At 64.5% G+C, this 20,766-nt stretch carries 21 protein-coding genes; 16 read left to right on the top strand and 5 right to left on the bottom strand.

Features of this window, described 5'->3' with window-relative positions; translation table 11 throughout:
- Positions 1-209 precede the first annotated feature (209 nt).
- Positions 210-662, bottom strand: coding sequence for an iron-sulfur cluster assembly scaffold protein (locus tag EG244_RS03860; protein ID WP_124963691.1), 453 nt, complete (start codon positions 660-662; stop codon positions 210-212).
- 82 nt (positions 663-744) lie between these two features.
- On the opposite strand from EG244_RS03860, the gene hisI reads away from it, so the two are divergent.
- Positions 745-1,104 carry a phosphoribosyl-AMP cyclohydrolase gene (gene hisI / locus EG244_RS03855; RefSeq protein WP_124963690.1) on the top strand — a complete coding sequence of 120 codons (360 nt, stop codon included), beginning with the start codon at positions 745-747 and terminating at the stop codon, positions 1,102-1,104.
- Positions 1,105-1,107: 3 nt separating this feature from the next.
- Here hisI and ptsP read toward each other — a convergent pair whose 3' ends face one another.
- The 3 genes from ptsP to EG244_RS03840 form a co-directional block, all read right to left on the bottom strand.
- Positions 1,108-3,345 carry a phosphoenolpyruvate--protein phosphotransferase gene (ptsP, locus tag EG244_RS03850; protein WP_124963689.1) on the bottom strand — a complete coding sequence of 746 codons (2,238 nt, stop codon included), beginning with the start codon at positions 3,343-3,345 and terminating at the stop codon, positions 1,108-1,110.
- Between the two features lie 128 nt (positions 3,346-3,473).
- Positions 3,474-5,084 (bottom strand): glucan biosynthesis protein, encoded by a 1,611-nt coding sequence (locus EG244_RS03845; RefSeq protein ID WP_124963688.1) that lies wholly within the window; start codon positions 5,082-5,084, stop codon positions 3,474-3,476.
- 111 nt (positions 5,085-5,195) lie between these two features.
- Entirely contained in the window at positions 5,196-6,455 is a 1,260-nt protein-coding gene (locus EG244_RS03840; protein ID WP_124963687.1) for an aspartate kinase, read from the bottom strand.
- A gap of 210 nt (positions 6,456-6,665) precedes the next feature.
- Here EG244_RS03840 and EG244_RS03835 point away from each other — a divergent pair, with 210 nt between their 5' ends.
- The 5 genes from EG244_RS03835 to EG244_RS03815 all read left to right on the top strand — a co-directional run bounded on the left by EG244_RS03835 (position 6,666) and on the right by EG244_RS03815 (position 11,276).
- On the top strand, positions 6,666-7,184 hold the full coding sequence (locus EG244_RS03835; RefSeq protein WP_124963686.1) for a GNAT family N-acetyltransferase: 519 nt from the start codon (positions 6,666-6,668) through the stop codon (positions 7,182-7,184).
- 65 nt (positions 7,185-7,249) lie between these two features.
- Positions 7,250-8,011, top strand: a complete 762-nt coding sequence (locus EG244_RS03830) for an EcsC family protein (protein ID WP_124963685.1) — start codon at positions 7,250-7,252, stop codon at positions 8,009-8,011.
- Positions 8,012-8,520: 509 nt separating this feature from the next.
- Positions 8,521-9,363 carry a DMT family transporter gene (locus EG244_RS03825; protein ID WP_158617229.1) on the top strand — a complete coding sequence of 281 codons (843 nt, stop codon included), beginning with the start codon at positions 8,521-8,523 and terminating at the stop codon, positions 9,361-9,363.
- Between the two features lie 42 nt (positions 9,364-9,405).
- Positions 9,406-10,266, top strand: coding sequence for an ATPase (locus EG244_RS03820; RefSeq protein ID WP_124963762.1), 861 nt, complete (start codon positions 9,406-9,408; stop codon positions 10,264-10,266).
- A gap of 86 nt (positions 10,267-10,352) precedes the next feature.
- The gene (locus EG244_RS03815; RefSeq protein WP_124963683.1) at positions 10,353-11,276 is read left to right on the top strand and encodes a homoserine O-succinyltransferase; all 924 of its coding nucleotides are present in this window, start codon (positions 10,353-10,355) and stop codon (positions 11,274-11,276) included.
- A 39-nt stretch (positions 11,277-11,315) separates the two neighbouring features.
- Here the strand turns inward: EG244_RS03815 and xth are convergent, their stop codons facing one another.
- Complete coding sequence (gene xth / locus EG244_RS03810; RefSeq protein ID WP_124963682.1) at positions 11,316-12,098, bottom strand: exodeoxyribonuclease III; 783 nt, start codon at positions 12,096-12,098, stop codon at positions 11,316-11,318.
- Positions 12,099-12,258: 160 nt separating this feature from the next.
- Here xth and EG244_RS03805 point away from each other — a divergent pair, with 160 nt between their 5' ends.
- From EG244_RS03805 to EG244_RS03765, 10 genes are all read left to right on the top strand, one after another.
- Entirely contained in the window at positions 12,259-13,575 is a 1,317-nt protein-coding gene (locus EG244_RS03805) for a DUF2927 domain-containing protein (protein WP_124963681.1), read from the top strand.
- A gap of 20 nt (positions 13,576-13,595) precedes the next feature.
- Positions 13,596-13,760, top strand: coding sequence for a hypothetical protein (locus EG244_RS20625; protein ID WP_199737774.1), 165 nt, complete (start codon positions 13,596-13,598; stop codon positions 13,758-13,760).
- Positions 13,761-13,773: 13 nt separating this feature from the next.
- Entirely contained in the window at positions 13,774-14,958 is a 1,185-nt protein-coding gene (locus EG244_RS03800; RefSeq protein ID WP_124963680.1) for a vWA domain-containing protein, read from the top strand.
- Positions 14,959-15,211: 253 nt separating this feature from the next.
- Entirely contained in the window at positions 15,212-15,541 is a 330-nt protein-coding gene (locus tag EG244_RS03795) for a hypothetical protein (protein ID WP_124963679.1), read from the top strand.
- A complete protein-coding gene (locus tag EG244_RS03790) occupies positions 15,492-16,835 on the top strand; it encodes a DNA-packaging protein (protein WP_199737779.1) in 1,344 nt (447 codons plus the stop codon). The genes EG244_RS03795 and EG244_RS03790 overlap by 50 nt, the downstream gene beginning before the upstream one ends.
- Positions 16,836-16,857: 22 nt before the next feature.
- Complete coding sequence (locus EG244_RS03785; RefSeq protein WP_124963678.1) at positions 16,858-18,045, top strand: phage portal protein; 1,188 nt, start codon at positions 16,858-16,860, stop codon at positions 18,043-18,045.
- Between the two features lies 1 nt (position 18,046).
- Positions 18,047-18,274, top strand: a complete 228-nt coding sequence (locus EG244_RS03780; protein WP_124963677.1) for a GTA head formation protein, RCAP_rcc01685 family — start codon at positions 18,047-18,049, stop codon at positions 18,272-18,274.
- A 14-nt stretch (positions 18,275-18,288) separates the two neighbouring features.
- Entirely contained in the window at positions 18,289-18,852 is a 564-nt protein-coding gene (locus EG244_RS03775) for an HK97 family phage prohead protease (RefSeq protein WP_124963676.1), read from the top strand.
- A gap of 24 nt (positions 18,853-18,876) precedes the next feature.
- Positions 18,877-20,046 carry a phage major capsid protein gene (locus tag EG244_RS03770; RefSeq protein WP_124963675.1) on the top strand — a complete coding sequence of 390 codons (1,170 nt, stop codon included), beginning with the start codon at positions 18,877-18,879 and terminating at the stop codon, positions 20,044-20,046.
- 123 nt (positions 20,047-20,169) lie between these two features.
- Positions 20,170-20,763, top strand: a complete 594-nt coding sequence (locus EG244_RS03765; protein WP_124963674.1) for a head-tail connector protein — start codon at positions 20,170-20,172, stop codon at positions 20,761-20,763.
- Positions 20,764-20,766: the final 3 nt, after the last annotated feature.

The following is a 20,766-nucleotide window of genomic DNA, read 5'->3' as shown; positions in this document are numbered from 1 at the left end:
CGGTCGCGGCGTGAGCTTGTTAAAGACGCAGCCGGTGTGGCCGTGCTCTTCGCCACCCTGATCGGCACGCTCTCGCTTGCGGGCTGAGGGCTGATTTTTCGCCATTCTCTGTGTTCCGTGCGGCCTGTCCCGCCGTGCCTGCCTGACAGAGAAAACTCGCCGCCGGGACCCCTGCCGGGCCCGGCGGCTTTTTTATCCGCTGCCCGCCGTCAGGACCCGGCGGTCTGCGCTGTAAGGGCGGCTTCGGCGGCCTCTGCTGCGGCCTCGAGCGCGAGGCGGATGGAGGCGTGGCGGTTTTTGAACTCGCGCGCCGGGGTCAGCACCTCAAAGCCCTCAAAGGGGGCGGGGGGGACGGGACCGCCCTCCAGCATCGCGGCCAGCGCCCCGGAGGCGGAGCGCAGTTCCGCAGGGGTGCGCCCCAGCACGGCGGCGCCGGTAATGGCGGCGGCTGCCTGGCCCAGCGCACAGGCGCGGACCTCCTGGGCGAATTCGGCCACCCGCCCGTCGCGCAGCACCACCCCCGCCTTCACCGAAGAGCCACAGAGCGGCGAGCGGCGTTTCGCCTCTCCCTCCGGGGCGGGAAGGGTGCCGAGATGCGGGATGCGCGTGGTCAGTTCGAGAATTTTCCCCGAATAAAGCTTCATCAGATCCTGGTCGCTCATGGCATCCTCACGCTTGGACTTTCCCCCGGGGGCAGCAGGTTCTAGATAGGCCCGGAGACCCGCCAATGCAAAGGAGTGGCCCATGGCCTTCGATCCCGCGAGCCTGAAATATGACGCCCAGGGGCTGATCCCGGCCATCGCCCAGGACCACGCCACGGGCGAGGTGCTGATGATGGCCTGGATGAACGCCGAATCACTGGCCCGCACGCTGGAAACCGGGGTGGTGACCTATTGGTCGCGCTCGCGCCAGGCGTTCTGGGCCAAGGGGGAGACCTCGGGGCATATCCAGCGGCTGATCGATCTGCGGATCGACTGCGACCGCGACTGCCTGCTGATGCAGGTCGATCAGACCGGACCCGCCTGCCACACCAACCGCCGCTCGTGCTTTTACACGGCTCTGCGCGGCGGCGGGGAAGAGATCCTCACCGCGCCGATGGCCTGAGCCTCAGACCAGCGTTTCCAGATATTGCGTCAGCGCGGGTCGCAGGTTCTCTTCGCCCCGCGCAATGCAGCCGTCGATGATCGCGCGGACCTCGCCCAGATCGGCACGGCGCAGCAGCGCCTTCACCGGCCCGATAGAGGCCGGGCGCATCGAAAGGCTGCGCAGCCCCATGGCGGCAAAGGCCAGCGCCTCAAGGGGGCGGCCTGCGTCTTCGCCACAAAAGGACAGATGCGTTCCCGCCGCGTCACAGCGCTGCACGATCAGCCCGATAAAGCCGAGAAAGGCCGCCGAAAGCGTGTCATAGCGCCGCCGCACCCGCTCATTCTCGCGGTCGGCGGCAAAGAAGAACTGCTTCAGATCATTGCCGCCGATCGAGACGAAATCGGTGCGCGCAAAGAAACTCTCGGGCGCAAAAGCAAGGCTTGGGGTCTCCAGCATGACGCCGATTTCCAGCGAAGAGGGCAGGGCGCGGCCCATCTTCTCCTCATGGGCAAGGGCCTGAGAAAGCTGCACTTTTGCGGCGTCAAACTCAGAGGGCTGGGTGACAAAGGGGAACATCACCGTCAGCGGGCCGCCATTGGCCGCGCGGATCAGCGCCTGCAGCTGCATCCGAAGAACGCCCGGCTTTTCAAGGCCCACGCGGATCGCGCGCCAGCCCATGGCAGGGTTCGGCTCATCCTGCGGCTTCATATAGGGCAGCACTTTATCCGAGCCGATATCCAGCGTCCGGAAGGCCACGCGGCGGCCGCGGGCGGCCTCCATGACGCGGGCATAAAGCGCGGCCAGCTCATCGCGTTTGGGCACCTGGCTGCGGATCAGGAACTGCAGTTCCGTCCGGAACAGGCCCACGCCTTCCGCGCCCGAGCCCTCAAGGCTTGGCAGATCGGCCATCAGCCCTGCGTTCATATGCAGCGCAATGGTGGTGCCGCAGCGCGCCTGGGCGGGCAGGCCGCGCAGCGAGGCATATTGCTCCTGGGCTTTGGCCTGCATGGCGGTTTTGTCGCGGAAGGCGGCTGAGATGGTGTCATCGGGGCGCAGATGCACCACGCCCATATCGCCGTCGATCAGGATGCGGTCGCCGTTCAGCGCCTCGGTGGTGATCCGCTCGGCATGGATGATCAGCGGGATTGCCAGCGCGCGGGCGACAATCGCCGCATGAGAGCCGACCGAGCCTTCTTCCAGCACCACGCCCTTCAGGCGGCGGCCGTATTCCAGCAGTTCCGCCGGGCCGATATTGCGCGCCACCAGCACCGGATCCACGGGCATCTCGCCATTGGCCTGACCCTGACCCGTCAGGATGCGCAGCAGCCGGTTGGAGAGATCATCGAGATCATGCAGCCGCTCGCGCAGATAGGCGTCGGGCACCATCTCAAGACGCGCGCGGGCGGTGGATTGTTCTTTCTCAACAGCGGCTTCTGCCGACAGACCATGGGCAATGTCTTCTTCCATCCGCCGCACCCAGCCACGGCTTTGCGCGAACATCCGGTAGGCCTCAAGCACCTGCTTCTGGTCCTTATCAAGGCTTTCAGCCTCAAGAAGATCATCAACCGAGACGCGCAGCTGCGCCACGGCTTCGCGCAGGCGCAGGGTCTCAGCCTCGGGGTCTTCGGCGACGGGATTGGTGATGACCACGCGGGGCTCATGCAGCCAGACATGGCCCTCGGCGGTGCCCTCCTGGGCCGTGCCGCCGCGAAACATCAGCGGCTGGCGGTGCAGCGCCAGACCGTTCTGCGGCTCACCCGCAAGCGCATCGAGCTCATTCATCTCAGCCAACACCATGGCCACCAGTTCCAGCGCATCCAGCTCATCTTCTGAGAACTGCCGGCGCGCGCGGGTCTGAACCACCAGCACGCCGGTTTTTTCACCGACCCGCTGAATCGGCACCCCGAGGAAGGAGGAAAACAACTCTTCGCCCGTCTCGGGCATATAGCGAAAGCCCTTCTCCGAAGGGGCATTCGCCGTGTTGATCGGCTTTGAGTTCTGCGCCACCCGGCCCACCAGGCCCTCGCCCAGACGCAGGCGCGATTTGTGCACGGCTTCCGCTTTCAGCCCGTGCGAGGCCCAGAGCTCCAGCGTTTCGCGGTCGCGAAAGAGATAGATCGAGCAGACCTCTGTCTTCATCGACTGCGCAATAAGGCCCACGACGCGGTTCAGCCGTGCCTGGCCCTCAGCTTCAGAAGCCAGGGTGTCGCGCAGGCTGCGCAAAAGGGTGCGGCTGTCGGTTTCGCTGCGGTTTGCCATGGCGGCTCCTCACCTCGCTTCCCTCTCTCTATAAAAGGGAAACGGGGGCGGGCGGAAATGGAAAGTGCAGCCGCGCCGGGTATTTCGGCGCAGCCGCTGGATTTTCGCCCGAAGGGGCGTCTTTTGCCTCAGGCCCGCGCGGAGAGCAGCCGGTTCAGCTGTGACGGAAAAAGCTGCAAAAGCAGTGTCTCGCTGAGCGCAGTCCCGTCCTGGCGCAGGCAGAGGCGCAGATCGATCGGCGTGTCATCGCCCTCGTCGAGCAGGGCGTAATCGACATCCACCATGGCGCGCCAGCGCTTGGTGCCGACCACCGGATAGGCCACGGTATTGGAGGTGGTCCCGCGCGAGGCGCTGACATCCACCGTCACCCCCGAGGTGCGGTCAAAGGTTTCCAGCCCGAGGTTTTCCAGATCGCAGGTGACCTTGACGCATTTCGCCGGGCGCGGATGTCCCGGAATGCCGCCGGCCCCCAGACGGGTGGCCAGAAAGCGCGCGCCGAGGGGCGCGGCGGGGGCATCCTCAAGCCAGCTCAGCCGGTAGTGCAGATCATATTCCTGACCCGCCTTTGCCGGAGCCGTGGGGGTCCAGAAGGCACCGATATTGTCGTGGATCTCATCATCGGTGCGCAGCTCAATCAGCGTGACCGCCCCGTCGCCCCAATCGCCCGCAGGCGCCACAAAGACCGAGGCGCGCTTTTCATAAAAGACGCCATCATCCTGATACTGCTCAAAATTCCGCTCACGCTGCATCAGGCCAAAGCCTTTGACACCCGGCGACAGAAAGCTATTGGCCATGGTGCGCGGCGGGTTGTTCAGCGGCCGCCAGATCCGCTCGCCATTGGCGGCATGGATCTCAAGCCCGTCGCTGTCATGCACCTCCGGACGCCAGTCCGGCGCAATGAAGGCGTTGTTTTTGCCAAACCAATACATCGAGGTCAGCGGCGCAATGCCCAGCCGCCCGATATCGCCGCGCAGGAACAGCGCGGCGCTGACCTCCTGGGTGATGCCCGGTCGGCCCTCCGCATCGCGCTTTGAGGCGATGCGGTAGGCCCCGGTCGCACGCGGGCTTTCCAAAAGCGCATAGGCCGTGATGTTGCCGCTCTCCGAGGGCTCGAGCCAGAAGCGGGTGAACATCGGAAATTCTTCCGGCGTCGGCATCCCGCTGTCGAGGGCAAGGCCGCGCACCGAGAGGCCGAATTGCCCCGAATAGCCCGAGGTCCGCCAGTAGGACGCCCCCAGAAAAGCCATCCAGTCGAGGCTGGTTTCCGCATCCTTCACCCGAAAACCGGCGAAGCCCTCGGTGTGCTGCAGCTCACGCGCGGGGTTGCCCTCGGGGATCTCAAAGAGGCTCAGATCAAAGCTGAGTTCGCGGGCCTGACCACCCTCAACCGCATAAAGCCGCACGGGCTGGCGGAAATAGGTGCCCGGAAAGAAGGGCTGCACCGGCGAGGTCTTGCCCTGATCCGCCCAGAGGGTCTGATCGTCGCGAAAGCGGATCTGGTTGTGGAAATCGTAAGAAATCCGCTCCAGCACGGCGGCATCGCGCAGCGCGGGGGCCTCATAGGGCTTTTGCGCCAGGCTGCGGGCCATCTCTTTGAGAAGATCAAAAGAGAAAGCCTCCGGCTGCCCGAGCGCGGGGCCTTTGGCGGTCGCCAGCGCAAGGTCGGGCAGCAGGAAAAAGCCCCCCCCCGCAAGCAGGCTGCCTAGGAAAGTTCGACGGTCAGAGACGACTGGGGTCATGGGATGCTCAGAGGCAAAGGGGTTGGACCGCAAAAGGCGCCGGGCCCGCAGGGGGTCCGACGCCTTCTTTTTAAGGGGCGGGGCGATCTGGTCCCGCCGCAGAGCCTGAACTCAGGCTTTGTCGAGATCGAAGGCGTCGTGCAGCGACTGCACGGCCAGCTCCATGTAACGGCGGTCGATCAGCACCGAGATCTTGATCTCAGAGGTGCTGATGACCTTGATGTTGACGTTCTCATCGCGCAGCGCCTGGAACATCTTTGCGGCCACACCGGTGTGCGACCGCATGCCGATGCCCACAACCGAGACCTTGGCGACATCATCATCAATGATCAGCTCGTCGTATTTGATGAGGCCTTTTTCCATCGCCTCTTCCAGCGCTTTTTTCGCGCGGGCGACCTGATCGATCGGGCAGGAGAAGGTCATATCGGTGACGGCACCCGGGTGGGCTTCGTCGTAGTCTTTTTCCGAGATGTTCTGCACGATCATATCGACGTTCACCCCGGCATCCGCCAGCGGGCCGAAGATCGCGGCTGCGATGCCGGGACGATCCTCGATCGTAAACAGGGTGATCTTTGCCTCTTCACGCGAATAGGCGACACCGGCAACGGCTTTGGATTCCATGATTTCGTCCTCGTCGCAGACAAGAGTTCCCGAAGTTTCGTCGATTTCCTCAAAGGAGGAGACCACGCGCAGACGCACTTTATAGCGCATCGCAAGTTCTACCGAGCGGGTTTGCAGCACTTTTGCGCCCAGCGAAGCCAGCTCCAGCATCTCTTCGTAAGAGATTTTGTCGAGCTTGCGGGCCTTTTTGGCGATGCGCGGGTCGGTCGTGTAGACGCCGTTCACATCGGTATAGATATCGCAGCGCTCTGCCCCGAAGGCGGCGGCAAAAGCCACCGCCGTGGTGTCCGAGCCGCCGCGGCCGAGCGTGGTGATGCGCCCTTCAGGGGTGACGCCCTGGAAGCCCGCCACAACCGCCACTTTCATGCCTTCGGCAAATTTGCGGTCGATGTTGTCGCGCGGAATTTCCAGGAACCGCGCCGCGCCATGCTGCGAGGTGGTCTGGATCGGCACCTGCCAGCCCTGCCAGGAGCGGGCGGGAATGCCCATTTCCTGCAGGCGCAGCGCCATCAGACCGGCGGTGATATTCTCGCCCGAGGCCACAACGGCGTCATATTCGCGCGCGTCATAGAAGGGCGAGGTGTCATTCACCCATTTGACCAGCTCATTGGTCTTGCCCGACATGGCCGAGACGATGACGATGACGTCATAGCCACGGTCAACTTCCTTTTGTACCTTGGCCGCCGCATTCGCGATACGCTCAAGATCGGCTACCGAAGTGCCACCGAATTTCATCACCAGGACCGGCATGGGCACCCTCCGCGCTGCCAGCAAAAATCGCGTGTTTCCTATGTGATCCGGGGGGGGCTTGCAAGATATGTTGCCCGAATGTCGGGAAATTTGCGAAAGTTGCGCAAAGCCGCCGGAGCGCTGAAAAAAGCGCAGAGGGCTGTTTTCCTGTCTCTCTGCGCGTGATAGCGGGCGGATTGACAGGGACGGTAAGATCGGGGCGGCGCGGCCATGTATCAGCTGAGAGAGGAAACTCCGGCAGATTTTCATGAGGTGGAGGCACTTTATGACCTGTGCTTCGCGCCGGGGCGGGAGGCGCTGTCGTCTTACCGGCTGCGCGATGATGTGCCCAAAGTGGCCGGTCTTTGCCTTGTGCTGCGCGATCAGGACGATGCGCTGGCGGCGGTGATCCGCTACTGGCCGGTGCTGGTCGGCGATCTGCCGGTGCTGCTGCTGGGGCCTGTGGCCGTTCACCCGACCCGCCAGGGCGAAGGCCTTGGGGCGCTTTTGATGCGCGAGAGTCTGGCTGAGGCCCGTCGTCTGGGCTGGGAGCGCGTGCTTCTGGTCGGCGATTACCCCTATTACCGCCGCTTCGGCTTTGAGAAGCGCGAGGGCGTTATCATGCCGCCGCCCACCAACCCCGAGCGGGTTTTGGGCATCCCGCTGCAGCCCGGCGCCTGGGAGGGTGTGACGGGCGAGGTGACGAAATTTCCCAAAGGCCTGGAGTATCCGCCAGAGCCTGCGGAGTAAGCACCGGGCACGGCGGCCCTGGCCCGCAGATTGACAGCCGCCCCCGGGCTTCCCATCTGAAGGTTATGGAAAACGCTCTGACCCTTTCTGCAAAGACTTTCCCCGAGGCCGAGATCCGCGCCCTGGCGCTGCGCCATGACCGCGCTTCCGGCGGGCTGATGGCCGCGCTGAATAAGCTCGGCGGCAAGGCCGAGGGCTGGCTGGAGCGGCTGCCCGCGCCCGCCCGCGCCGGAGTGCTGAAACTGACCGAGGGGGCTTTGCAGTCCTCCTATGGTCTGGCGGCGAAATCTTCGGGGCTGACGCCGAAGGCCGGGGCCGGCCAGATCGCGCTTTCGGCTTTGACGGGGGCGGCAGGTGGTGCGGCGGGGCTGGCCTCAGCCGTCGCGGAAGTGCCGGTCACGGTGACGCTGATCCTGCGCGCCATTCAAAGCGTCGCCGAAGAGCAGGGCTTTGATCCCGCCTCTGAGGCGGTGCGCCGCGAGGTTTTGCACATCTTCGCCTCCGGCGGGCCGGGGGCGGCGGATGACGGCGTGAACTCAGCCTTTATCGGTGCGCGGCTGACCCTGACCGGGCCTGCGGTCCAGCGGGTGATCACAACGCTTGCGCCGCGCATCGCGGCAGCACTCGGCCCGAAGCTTGCCGCGCAATCGGTGCCGATCCTTGGCGCTGTGGCCGGGGCCGGGCTGAACATCGCCTTTCTGCGCTATTACCGCGAGATGGCGCAGATCCGGTTTTCGCTGCTGCGCCTTGCGCAGACCCATGAGGCTGAGGCCGTCACGGCGGCTTTCGCGACCCATCTGCGCCGCCCGGCGGCCCTGCGCCATTGAGCAGCGCAGGGGCGGCGGCCTCCGGCGGGTTCGTTTCACCTGCGGTGGGGGGAGTGACTGCGCCTGCTGTCCCGGCGCTGCTCTTCGGGTGGTCCTGGACGTGCTGAGGCTTCGTCTCCGGGGCGGGTTTTGGCAGGCCCCGGGTCTTTGGGTTACCTCAGAGAGATGTCTGATCGGGGGCGCGTGGCTTCAGAGGCTGAAGCGGTTCTCGCAGGGGCTGGACAGATATCGCCGTGAGGCCAGGGGCAAGGCCAATGGGCGTCGCTTGGGGGGCGGGCGTTCTGGTGGCGGTGTCGGGCTGTCCCTTCGGTCGCAGACCCTCAGCAGCTTATGGTCCTGAGCGGGCGCGTGTGGGTCCCGGGCCGCTTCAGGGCGGCGCTGGACAAGCTCAGGGCGCATCGTCATGGTGCGCTCAGTTCTTCCTGACCGGACCCGCGATGCCGCCGAGCGCCTCCCCCCCGCAAGCCCCTGACTACCCTCAAAGCCGTCCGCTGGTGGCGGTGGCCTGGATGACCGGAACGGTCCTGTCCTTTCTTGCCGTGACCATCTCGGCCCGTGAACTCAGCGGGCAGCTCGATGTGACCGAGCTTTTGCTGTACCGCGCCCTTGTGGGGGTGCTGGTGCTGGGCGGTGTGCTGGCGCTGTCGGGCAAACTTGCCAGCCTGCGCACCCGGGCCATCGGGCGGCATGTGCTCAGGAATTCGATCCATTATATCGGCCAGCTGCTGTGGTATCAGGCGCTGTTTCTGATCCCCATCGCGCAGCTTTACGCGCTGGAGTTCACCACGCCGATCTGGGTGCTGCTGCTGTCCGTCGCCTTCCTTGGCGAGCGGCTGAACGGCGCGCAGGTCCTGGCGGCGCTGGTGGGGTTTGCCGGGGTCCTGGTGGTGGCGCGGCCGGATTTCTCGGATCTGAGCTATGGGGTGATTGCAGGCTCGCTTTGTGCGATTTTCTTTGCGATCTATGCGCTGATGACGCGGGTGATGACCCGCAGCGATACCGCGCAGTCGCTGGTCTTCTGGCAGGTCGCCATGCAGGTGCCGCTGGGGCTGCTGGTGGCGGGCTATGATCTGCAGATCGCGCTGCCGCAGGGGATCGGCTGGCTTTGGATGATCCTGATGGGGCTGGGCGGTCTGGGCGCGCATTTTTGCATCGCCAGGGCGCTGATGGTGGCCCCGGCCTCTTTTGTTTATCCGCTGGATTACGTGCGCCTGCCGCTGGGGGTGATCGCGGGCTTTCTGATTTACGCTGAGCAGATTGAGCTGGCGGTCTTTGTCGGTGCCGCGCTGATCCTGCTTGGCAACTCGATCAACATTCGCTACGGGGCAAAACGGCCCCGGAGCGCCGGGTAACCCCTTTTTGCCTGCCGGAATATCCTTATGCCTCACGCTTCTCTGATCTATCCGACTGCGGCAGACTGGGCCGCGAGTGCCCGCAAAAGGGTGCTGCTCTTTGGCATGTCGGGCCTTGGCAAGACCCATGTGGCCAGCACGCTGCGCGGCGCGGGCCGCTGGTTTCACTACTCGGTCGATTACCGCATCGGCACCCGCTATATGGGCGAGCTGATCGCGGATAACTTCAAGCGCGAAGCGATGAAGGTGCCGTTCCTGCGCGAACTGCTGCTGACGGATTCGGTCTTTATCGCCTCGAATATCACCTTTGATAATCTGGCGCCGCTTTCGACCTATCTGGGCAAGCCCGGTGATCCGGCGAAGGGCGGCCTGAGTTTTGCGGAATATCGCAAGCGCCAGGACCAGCACCGCGCGGCGGAAATCTCGTCGCTGCTCGATACGCCGCATTTCATCGGCCGCGCCGAAGATATTTACGGCTATCCGAATTTTATCTGCGACACCGGCGGCTCGATCTGTGAGGTGGTGGATCCCGAGGATGCGCAGGATCCGGTGATGCGGGCGCTGTCCGCCAATCTGCTGATGGTCTGGATTGAGGGCTCAGAGGCCCATACCGGCGAGCTGGTCCGCCGTTTTGATCGCGCGCCAAAGCCGATGTATTATCAGCCGGGTTTCCTGACTGCCGCCTGGGAGAGCTATCTGGAGGAGACCGGATGCTCGGAGACCTCGGTTGATCCCGATGCTTTCGTGCGCTGGACCTATGCCCGCGCACTGGCGCACCGCCAGCCGCGCTATGCGGCGATGGCGGCAAACTGGGGCATCAAAGTGACCGCTGATGAAGTGGCGGCTCTGCGCGATGTGCAGGATTTCGACGCTCTGATCGCAGAGGCGATTGCGCGTAACTGACCTTGTGCCCCGCCTGGGCGGGGCGCATATCCCAAGGTCCCGGGGGCAGCTCTGCCCCTGCGGCCGTAGTAAATGGAACCGAGACAATGCCGATTAAACTGCCCGAAAGCCTGCCCGCCTATGACATCCTTCAGACCGAAGGCGTCATGGTCATGGGCGCGGCCCGTGCAGCGCGGCAGGATATCCGGCCTTTGCGCATCGGGCTTTTGAACCTGATGCCGATGAAAATCACCACCGAGACGCAGTTTGCCCGGCTGATCGGGGCCACGCCTTTGCAGATCGATTTTCATCTGATCCGCATGAGCGAGCATCAGTCGCGCCATACCGCGCCGGAGCATATGGAGACCTTCTACCGCACCTTCGCGGAAGTAGAGGCCTCGGGCGAGAAATTCGACGGGCTGATCATCACCGGCGCGCCGGTTGAGACGCTCGATTTCGAAGAGGTTACCTATTGGGACGAGTTGCAGCGCGTCTTCAACTGGACCCAAAGCCATGTGCATTCGACCTTCGGCGTTTGCTGGGGGGCCATGGCCATGGCCTGGCATTTCCACAAAGTGCCGAAATATGTGCTGGATCACAAAGCCTTCGGCTGTTTCCGTCAGCGCGTGCTGCAACCGGCCTCGCCATTTTTGACGGGCTTTTCGGACGATGTGCTGATCCCGGTCAGCCGCTGGACCGAGATGCGCGACGAGGACATGGCGCAGGTCGAGGGGCTGAACGTGCTGATCGCTTCGCCCGAGACGGGGCCCTGTCTGGTGGAGGATGCGGCGCATCGGGCGCTGTGGATCTTTAACCACTTTGAATATGACAGCGGCACGCTGAAGGGCGAATATGACCGCGATGTCGCCTCGGGCACGCCGATCAATGTGCCGCTGAACTACTATCCGGAGGATGATCCCTCGCGCCAGCCGCTGAACCGCTGGCGCAGCCACGCGCATCTGCTTTACGGCAATTGGATCAACCAGATTTATCAGACCACCTCTTATGATATGGCTGATATCGGCAAATAAAGAAAACGCCGCTGACCTTCGGGGCAGCGGCGTTTTTCGTTAAAGATCCAGCTCAACAAAGGCCGGGACATGGTCTGAGGGCTTTTCGCGGCCGCGCTCTTCGCGCTGAATGCCGACCTCCAGCAGAAGGTCCTGGGCCTGGGGGTTCAGCAGCAGATGATCGATGCGGATGCCGTTGTTCTTCTCCCAGGCAACCGCCTGATAGTCCCAGAAGCTGTAATGCCCCGGGCCCTGAACGCGCAGGCGGAAGGCATCTGCGAAGCCAAGGTTCAGGATGCGGCGGAAGGCCTCGCGCGTCTGCGGCAGGAAGAGCGCGTCCTCGGCCCAGGCGTCGGGTTTGGCGGCATCTTCGCGCTGGGGGATGACGTTGTAATCCCCGGCCATGATGACCGGCATTTCCAGCTCCAGCAGGCTGCGGGCGTGACGCTCCATCCGGGCCATCCAGGCGAGCTTATAGTCATATTTCGGCCCCGGCGCGGGGTTGCCGTTCGGCAGGTAAAGCCCCGCAAGACGCACAGCCCCCTTGTCGCCGATCACCGTGGCCTCAATCCAGCGCGACTGCAGGTCTTCGTCGTCGCCCGGCAGGCCGCGCACCACATCTTCCAGCGGCAGGCGTGAAAAGATTGCCACGCCGTTAAAGCCCTTCTGGCCATGGGTCTCCACGCGGTAGCCCATGTCCTCAAAATGCTCACGCGGGAAATTCTCATCGACGGATTTGACTTCCTGCAGCACTGCGACATCGGGCTTTGTGTCTTCGAGCCAGCGGGTGAAGGTCTCAAAGCGCGCCTTAATGCCGTTGATATTAAAGGTATAAATTTTCACGGCGCGCTCCGGCATCTGGGGGTTCAGAGGGTTTTAGCGAAGGCGCGGGCAGCGGCCAAGCAAACATTCCGTCACGGCCCGCGCTTTGGCCTTTTCTTCGCGCGGCGGAAGCGTAAAGAGCAATGGCCCGTCCGGTCCTGCGGGCGTTCTTCGGTGCGCTATGACTTCGCTTCTCTCTGCTCTGCGCCGCCTGGTTTTTCCTGTTGCGACGCTTCTTCTTTCGGCCTGTGGGCCGAGTGCCGTTCCGCCCGGGGCGGCGGCCCCGCTGCCGGTTCTGACGCGCAGCAACAGCCAGACGGCTGCGGATTTTCTGGAGCTGTTTTTCCGCCTCGAAAGCGGGCAGACCCTCACGCAGTTCACCCGGTATGAGCATCCGGTCAAGCTGGTGGTGGCCGGAGAGGTGCCAAAAGCCGCCTGGAGCGAGATTGATCCGCTGCTGCGCCGCCTGCGCAATGAGGGGGGCGTGCCGATCACCCGCACGCGCCACGTCGAAAAGGCCGATCTGGTGGTGGAATTTGTGCCGCGCGCGCAGATGCGGGCCTTTGTGCCGGATATTGCCTGCTTTGTGGTGCCGGAGCAGCGCTCTTTTGCGGATTATGTGGCGGAAGGCGCGCAGATCACCCCTTGGGCTGATCTGCAGACGCGGGGCCAGGCGCTGCTGGTGATCCCTTCGGATTCTGCCGGGCAGGACATCCGCGACTGTCTGCATGAGGAGCTGGCCCAGGCGCTGGGTCCGGTGAACGATCTGTGGCATCTCTCGGATTCGGTGTTCAACGACGACAATGTCCACGGGCGGCTGACCGCCTTTGATATGCTGGTGCTGCGCCTGGCCTATCAGCCCGAGCTGAAAAGCGGCATGAGCCGGGCGGAGGTCGCGGCCCTGCTGCCCGCGCTTCTCAACCGGCTGAACCCGGCCGGCGGGGCGGTGGAGGATGTGCCCTCACGGCTGCCGCCGCGCTGGTGGGCGCAGGAGATGCAGCTTGTGCTGACCCCTTCGCTGGCACCGGAGCAGCGTCTGCGCATGGCAGAGCGTCTGGCCGCCTTTGCCGACAGCCGCGGCTGGGAGGACAACCGCCGGGCCTTTGCGCATTATCTGGCCGGGTTCCACGGGCTGAGCGCAGATCCCGACCGGGCCGTGCAGCATTTTGGTGAAAGCCGCAGGCTTTATGCCGATCTGCCGGAGGCCGCTTTGCATATGGCGCTGGTGGATCTGCAGATGGCCGGGGTCTTTCTGGCCGCCGATCAGCCCGAAGCGACCCTCTTTCTTGCGGAACAGGCGGGAGAGGCTTTGCGCCTGGCCGATGACCGCGCGGATCTCGCGCTCTCTTATCTGCTGCGCGCCGAGGCGCTGGAGCGGCTGGACCGCGGGGCCGAGGCTGCGGCACTTCGCCTCGACAGCCTGCCCCTGGCAGGCTATGGCTTCCCGGGTGAGGCCGCCCTGCCGGAGGTTCTGCGCGATGCAGGGCAGGCGCGGTAAGATAAGACGGGGGCGGGCGGATGCTGGTGATTGCGGGATTGGTGCTGGGAGCATTGGGCGGGGCCTGGTTTGCCCGTCGCAAGGGCGGCGCAGGCTTTGACATCGCCCAATATGCCGCCGGACTTGGCATTCTTTTCGGGATCCTCGGGCTGTTTGCCACGCTGATCCTTGACCGACTGATTTGACCGGGGGGCGGTGATGTTTCTGCCCTTCTTCGAACAGCTTCGCAAACATGCCGTGCCGGTCAGCCTGCGCGAGCATCTCGCCTTTCTCGAAGGGCTTCAGGCCGGTCTGGTCACCTGGGACAGCGAGGCCTTTTACTACCTCGCCCGCACGATCCTGGTGAAAGACGAGCGCCATATCGACCGCTTTGACCGCGCCTTTGCCGCGAGCTTCGCGGGGCTTGATACCATCACGCCCGAGCAGGTTCTGGAGGCGCTGGATCTGCCCGGCGACTGGCTGGAGAAGCTGGCAGAAAAGCATCTTTCGCCCGAAGAAATGGAGCAGATCAAAGCCCTTGGCGGTTTTGAAAAGCTGATGGAGACCCTGCGCCAGCGGCTGGAAGAGCAAAAAGAGCGTCACCAGGGCGGCAATAAATGGGTCGGCACCGCCGGAACCTCGCCCTTTGGCGCTTATGGCTATAACCCCGAAGGCGTGCGGATCGGCCAGAAAGAGGGCCGCCACGGCCGCGCGGTGAAGGTCTGGGACAAGCGCGAGTTCAAAAACCTCGATGATCAGGTTGAGCTTGGCACCCGCAATATCAAAGTCGCGATGAAACGACTGCGCCGCTGGGCGCGGGACGGCGCGCAGGATGAGCTGGATCTTGACGGCACCATCCGCTCTACCGCCGAGCACGGCTGGCTGGATGTGAAGGTCCGGCCTGAGCGGCGCAACGCCGTGAAAGTGCTGATGTTTTTCGATGTCGGCGGCTCGATGGATCCGCATATCAAGGTGCTGGAAGAGCTGTTTTCAGCCGCGCGGGCTGAGTTCAAACATCTTGAGTATTTCTACTTTCATAACTGCCTCTATGAGGGGATCTGGCGCGACAACCGCCGCCGCTGGGAAGCGCAGACCCCGACCGCTGAGGTGCTGCGGACCTATGGGCCGGACTGGAAATGTATCTTTGTGGGCGATGCCACCATGTCGCCCTATGAGATCCTGCATCCGGGCGGCGCCAATGAGCACTGGAACCAGGAAGCAGGTGAGGTCTGGCTGCAGCGCGCGCGCGCGCAATGGCCCTCGCATCTGTGGATCAACCCCACCCCCGAGCGGTTCTGGGGCGGCACGCAGTCGATTGGCATCGTGAACAGCATCTTTGAAAACCGCATGGTGCCGATGACGCTGGAAGGTCTGTCGCGGGGAATCAAGGAGCTCAGCCGCTGATTCGCGTCCCCGCCCGGGCCGCGTCGCGGGCTGCGCGCGCTGAGGCCTGGGCAGAATAGTGAGCCGTGACAAAGGGCTGGCGGTTGTTTTTGGATTGATTCAACTTTTACGGGTCTTTCCTTTGACCCTGCGCCCGGTCCATGGCATCAAAAGTGCATGCTGGATGAATTGTTGAAGCGGCCCGGGCTCACCCCCGTTGCCGCTTTTTCTATTTCCGACCCGTGCGGTCCCTCAAGCCGCAGGATGCCATCTGATGACACTGCATAAGCCGGTGACGCCGCCCCCGGACCCCCGCCGCGAGGCGGCGGAGGCGCTTGAACTGTTCGATCTGGCCAGCACGATTTTGCGCCGTCTCCTTGAAGAGATCCGCGCCGATGCGCCCGCTGAGAGTGCGCGGGAGCTGGCCAGCTATACCAAAGATGTCTCTCAGGCCCTGAAACTTCTGGTTACGGAGCGGCAGAATGTCGAAAAACTTGCCCGCGAGCAGTCCGGCGGACTTTGCGCCGGTGCCCTCGATCTCGGCGCAGCGCGCGATGAAATCGGGCGCCGCCTGGCTCGCCTCCGCCACGCCGGAGATGATTGACGAATTTTTAAATGGTCTGAGCGATGCTGCTCTGGCGGCGCTGCCCTGGGTCTTTGAGTTCTGGGCGCTGCCGCATCAGCTGCCGCCGGAAGGCGACTGGCGGACATGGGTGATTATGGGCGGTCGCGGCGCGGGAAAGACCCGCGCCGGGGCAGAATGGGTGCGCGTCCAGGTCGAAGGGGCGCGGCCCGGCGATCCGGGGCGGGCACGCCGCGTGGCTCTGGTCGGGGAAACCCTCGATCAGGTGCGCGAAGTGATGATCTTTGGCGAGAGCGGGATTTTGGCCTGCTCTCCGCCCGACCGCCGCCCGGAGTGGCAGGCGGGGCGGCGACGGCTGGAATGGCCCAATGGGGCCGTGGCCGAGGTCTTTTCCGCCCATGAGCCCGACAGCCTGCGCGGGCCGCAGTTTGATGCGGCCTGGTCGGATGAACTGGCGAAGTGGAAAAAGGGCGATCAGGCCTGGGATATGCTGCAATTCGCGCTGCGTCTGGGCGATCTGCCGCAGCAGGTGGTGACCACCACGCCGCAGAATGTGGCGGTGCTGAAGGCGGTGCTGCGCAATCCCTCAACCGTGCTGACCCATGCGCCGACTGAAGCGAATCGGGCGCATCTGGCGGGCTCTTTCCTGGCGGAGGTGCGGGCGCGTTATGCGGGCACCCGGCTTGGGCGGCAGGAACTCGACGGCGAATTGCTGGAGGATGCCGAGGGGGCGCTTTGGACATCCTTGGGGCTGGAGGCGGCGCGGATTGATGCGCTGCCCGCCTTTGACCGGGTCGTCGTTGCGGTTGATCCGCCGGTCACGGGGGGCACATCCTCAGACGAATGTGGAATTGTCGTGGCGGGCGTGGTGATGCAGGGCCCGCCGCAGTCCTGGCGCGCGGTGGTGATCGAAGATGCCACCGTCGCGGGGGCGAGCCCCGAGGGCTGGGCACGGGCGGCGATTGCGGCCTTTACCCGCCACGGGGCCGATGCCCTGGTGGCTGAGGTCAATCAGGGCGGGGATCTGGTGACCGACCTCATCCGCTCGCTCGACGGGGCGATCCCGGTAAAGCCGGTGCGTGCCAGCCGGGGCAAGGTGGCCCGGGCTGAGCCTGTCGCCGCGCTTTATGAGCAGGGCCGGGTCAGCCATCTGCGCGGATTGCAGGGGCTGGAGGATCAGATGTGCCGCATGAGCCTGCAGGGCTATCAGGGGCGCGGCTCGCCCGACCGGGTCGATGCGCTGGTCTGGGCTTTGCATGAGCTGATGATCCGCCCCGCAGCGGGGCAGGGGCGTCCGGGCATTCGCGGGCTCTGAACTTTCTCAAAGGAGGTGATCCATGTTTGGATTTCGCAGGCGGACCTCTCCGCCGGATGCCGCATGCGCTGAGGTCAAATCCTCGGCCGCGGGGCGGGTGGCAGCGCGGGCGGCGGGAAGCGGGCGTGTGGTCTGGAGCCCGAGAGATACCGGATCTTTGATCCGCAATGGATATATGAGCAATCCTGTTGTCTTTCGAGCAATACGTATGATCTCAGAATCAGCCGCCAGCCTGCCGTTGATCGTTCAGGATGAGGCACAGCGCTACGACACTCATCCGGTGCTGGCGCTGCTGGACCGACCCAATGCCTTTCAGGGGCGGGCAGAGTTTCTGGAGGCGGTTTGCGGGCATCTGCTGCTCGCAGGAAACGCCTGGGTGGAGGCGGTCTGCGATCCGCAGAGCGGCGGGCTGTGTGAGCTTTACGCCCTGCGCCCGGAGCGGATGTCGCTGGTGCCGGGCGCGGATGGCTGGCCGGTGGCCTGCGAGTATAATGTCGGTGGCCGCAGTCACCGCTTTGATCTGAGCGGGGATCTGAAGCCTGTCTGCCACATCCGCGCATTTCATCCTCTGGATGATCATTACGGGTATTCTGCACTTGGGGCGGCAGCGGTCGCTATGGATGTTCATGGCGCGGCAAGCCGCTGGTCCAAGGCGCTTTTGGACAATGCCGCCCGGCCCTCGGGGGCGATTATCTATCGCGGCGCAGACGGCAGCGGCGTGCTGACGGCGGAGCAATATGACCGGCTGACCGGCGAGATCGAATCGCACCATATGGGCGCGCGCAACGCCGGTCGGCCCATGTTGCTGGAGGGCGGGCTGGACTGGAAGCCCATGGGGTTCTCGCCCTCAGATATGGAGTTTCATCAGACCCGCGAGGCGGCGGCGCGCGATATTGCCATGGCTTTCGGGGTGCCGCCGATGCTGCTGGGGATCCCCGGCGATGCCACTTACGCCAATTATCAGGAGGCGAATCGGGCGTTTTTCCGGCTGACGGTGCTGCCGCTGGCCGCGCGGGTGCTGAGTGAGCTGGCGCAGTTTCTGGGGGCGCATTGCGGCACTCCGGTGAGCCTGAGGCCGGATCTCGATCAGCTTCCGGCGCTTTCTGCAGAGCGGGATGCGCAATGGGCGCGGGTCTCTGGCGCGGAATTTCTGACGCTGGCGGAAAAGCGCGCGGCGCTTGGGCTGCCGCCTTTGCCGGACGGGGGCTGAGATGGCGGGCTCGCGGTTTCTTTACGACAGTTTTGATGCCGCCAGCGCCCGGATTGAGGCCAATGAGCGGGTTTTGCAGGAGCGCTGGAGCGCTCTGGAGCGGCGGCTTTTACAGATCGATACGGCGCTGGAGCGGCTGGAAAAGCGGATCTGGCTGGGGGTTTGCGGGGTGGCGGCCTTCCTTTTGGCCCAGGGCGCGGAAACCCTGCTCCGGGCGGCGCTGCCATGAAGGAGGATCACGGAATGGATGGGGATGATCTGCGGCTTGAACGCAAGTTCATGACCGGAGGCGGCGGGCTGGCGGTCAGTGAAGAGGGGCGCATCAGCGGCTATGCCTCGCTTTTCGGGCGGGCCGATCAGGGCGGCGATATTGTGCTGCCGGGGGCTTATCAGGCCTCGCTTGCGGCGCTGGATCGCGCGGGCACCAGGGTGAAAATGCTCTGGCAGCATGATCCGGCGCAGCCCGTGGGGATCTGGGAGGAGATCGCTGAGGATGCGCGCGGGCTGCGCGTCTCAGGCCGTCTGCTGCCGGAGGTCGCCCGGGCGCGGGAGGCGCAGGTGCTGATCGCGGCGGGGGCGCTTGACGGGCTGTCGATCGGCTACCGCACGGTGAAGGCCTCACGCGATCCGCAGGGGCGCCGGCTGCTGGCAGAGGTCGATCTGTGGGAGATCTCGCTGGTGACCTTTCCCATGCAGCGCGAGGCCAGACTTGAGGCCAAGACGGGGGAGCTGATCCCTTATCTGGCACGGCTGACGGGGCTTTTGGCCGGTGCCCGTCAGCAGCTTGGCGGGCAGGTGACCGCGTAATCCAAACCTCAGGAAGGAGTTGCCATGACCGTGACCGGTGCAGGCGAAAGCGCAGAGTTTGCCTCTGCGCTGAATGGTTTTGTGACTGAACTCAAAGGCTTTCAGGCCGATGTCAAAGACATTCTGAAAAGGACGGATACCCGAATGATGCAGGCAGAACGCAAATCCGCCGTGGCGCCGCAGCGCCCGATCCTGTCGCAGGCCGCAAGCCCTGAGGCGCCCCACCGCAAGGCTTTTGATGCCTATCTGCGCGGCGGCGATGATGAGGGGCTGCGCGGGCTGGTGCTGGAGGGCAAGGGGCTGAACACCGCCGTCAATGCCGAGGGCGGCTATCTGGTGGATCCGCAGACCTCGGATACGATCCGCTCGGTGCTGCGCTCAACCTCGTCGCTGCGGCGCGTGGCCAATGTGGTGCAGATTGAGGCCGGAAGCTTTGAGGTGCTGGTCGATACCGGGGATGTGGGCTCGGGCTGGGTGACGGAAGCCTCAGAGATTGCCGCTACCGGAACGGCGGCGATTGAGCGTATCGCCATTCCTTTGCATGAGCTGACCGCCATGCCCAAGGCCAGCCAGCGGCTGCTCGATGACAGTGCTTTCGATCTGGAGACCTGGCTTGCCGACCGCATTGCCGAGCGGTTTTCGCGCGCTGAGGCGCTGGCCTTTGTCAGCGGGGACGGCTCGGGCAAGCCGAAGGGGTTTCTGGCCCATACCAAGGTGGCGCAGGCCAGCTGGGAATGGGGCAAGCTGGGCTATGTGGCAACCGGCACGGCGGGGGATTTCAACGCGACCTCTCCGGCCAATGCGATTGTCGATCTGGTCTATGCGCTGAATGCGGCCTACCGCGCCAATGCGACCTTTGTGATGAACTCAAAGACCGCAGGTGCCGTGCGCAAGATGAAGGACAGCGACGGGCGCTTTTTGTGGTCGGACAGTCTGGCCGCCGGAGAGCCCGCGCGGCTGATGGGCTATCCGGTGCTGATCGCGGAAGACATGCCCGATATCGCGGCCAATTCCTATTCGATCGCCTTTGGGGATTTCCACGCCGGCTACACCATTGCCGAGCGTCCTGATCTGCGGGTGCTGCGCGATCCCTTCTCGGCCAAGCCGCATGTGCTCTTTTACGCCAGCCGTCGTGTCGGCGGCGATGTGAGCGATTTCGGCGCGATCAAACTGATGAAATTCGCGACCTCTTAAGGCGGGGGCGGCGAAGGGTGCGCGCGGCGGGCAGGGAGAGGCCGGTTCAGCATGGGTGCCACGGGTGGGGCCTTTTGCTGTCGGCCGCGCGGGCTTGCGGATCACAGCAGGGGAGGGGCCGGGATGCGGCTGAGAGAGGGTGCGGCACTGGCCGACGGCGATCTGCCGCTGGCGGCGCTGAAGGACCAGCTGCGGCTGGGAAGCGGGTTTGCCGATGAGGGCGCGCAGGATGCCGTGCTGCGCGGCTGGCTGCGGGCGGCCCTGGCGGCTGTGGAGCGAAGGCTGGATAAGGCGCTGATCTCGCGCAGTTTTATCCTGAGCCTGCCGGGGTGGAGCGATGCTGAAGCCCAGGTGCTGCCGATCGCACCGGTCAGCGCCATCACCGAGGTGAAGCTCTTTGATGCGGGGGGGGCCTCTTCGGTTCTGGATGGCGCGCGCTGGCGGCTGGTGGCGGATGACCATCGCCCCCGGCTGGAGGGGCAGCATCTGACCCTGCCGGTGCTGCCCAAAGGCGGGCGGGTTGAGATCACCCTGACCGCCGGTTTTGGCACATTTGCGCAGCTGCCGCCCGATCTGCGTCAGGCGGTTCTGATGCTGGCGGCGCTTTATCACGATCACCGCCACGAGGGGGAGGTTGCGGTCAGCGCCATGCCCTTTGGGGTGGCGGCCCTGCTGGAGCCCTGGCGGGTGGTGCGCAGCTTTGGGGGCCGCAGATGAGGG

This window comes from Falsigemmobacter faecalis (assembly GCF_003863335.1).
In the GTDB taxonomy this organism is placed as follows: domain Bacteria; phylum Pseudomonadota; class Alphaproteobacteria; order Rhodobacterales; family Rhodobacteraceae; genus Wagnerdoeblera; species Wagnerdoeblera faecalis.
This window is presented reverse-complemented; position numbering and strand designations above follow the sequence as displayed.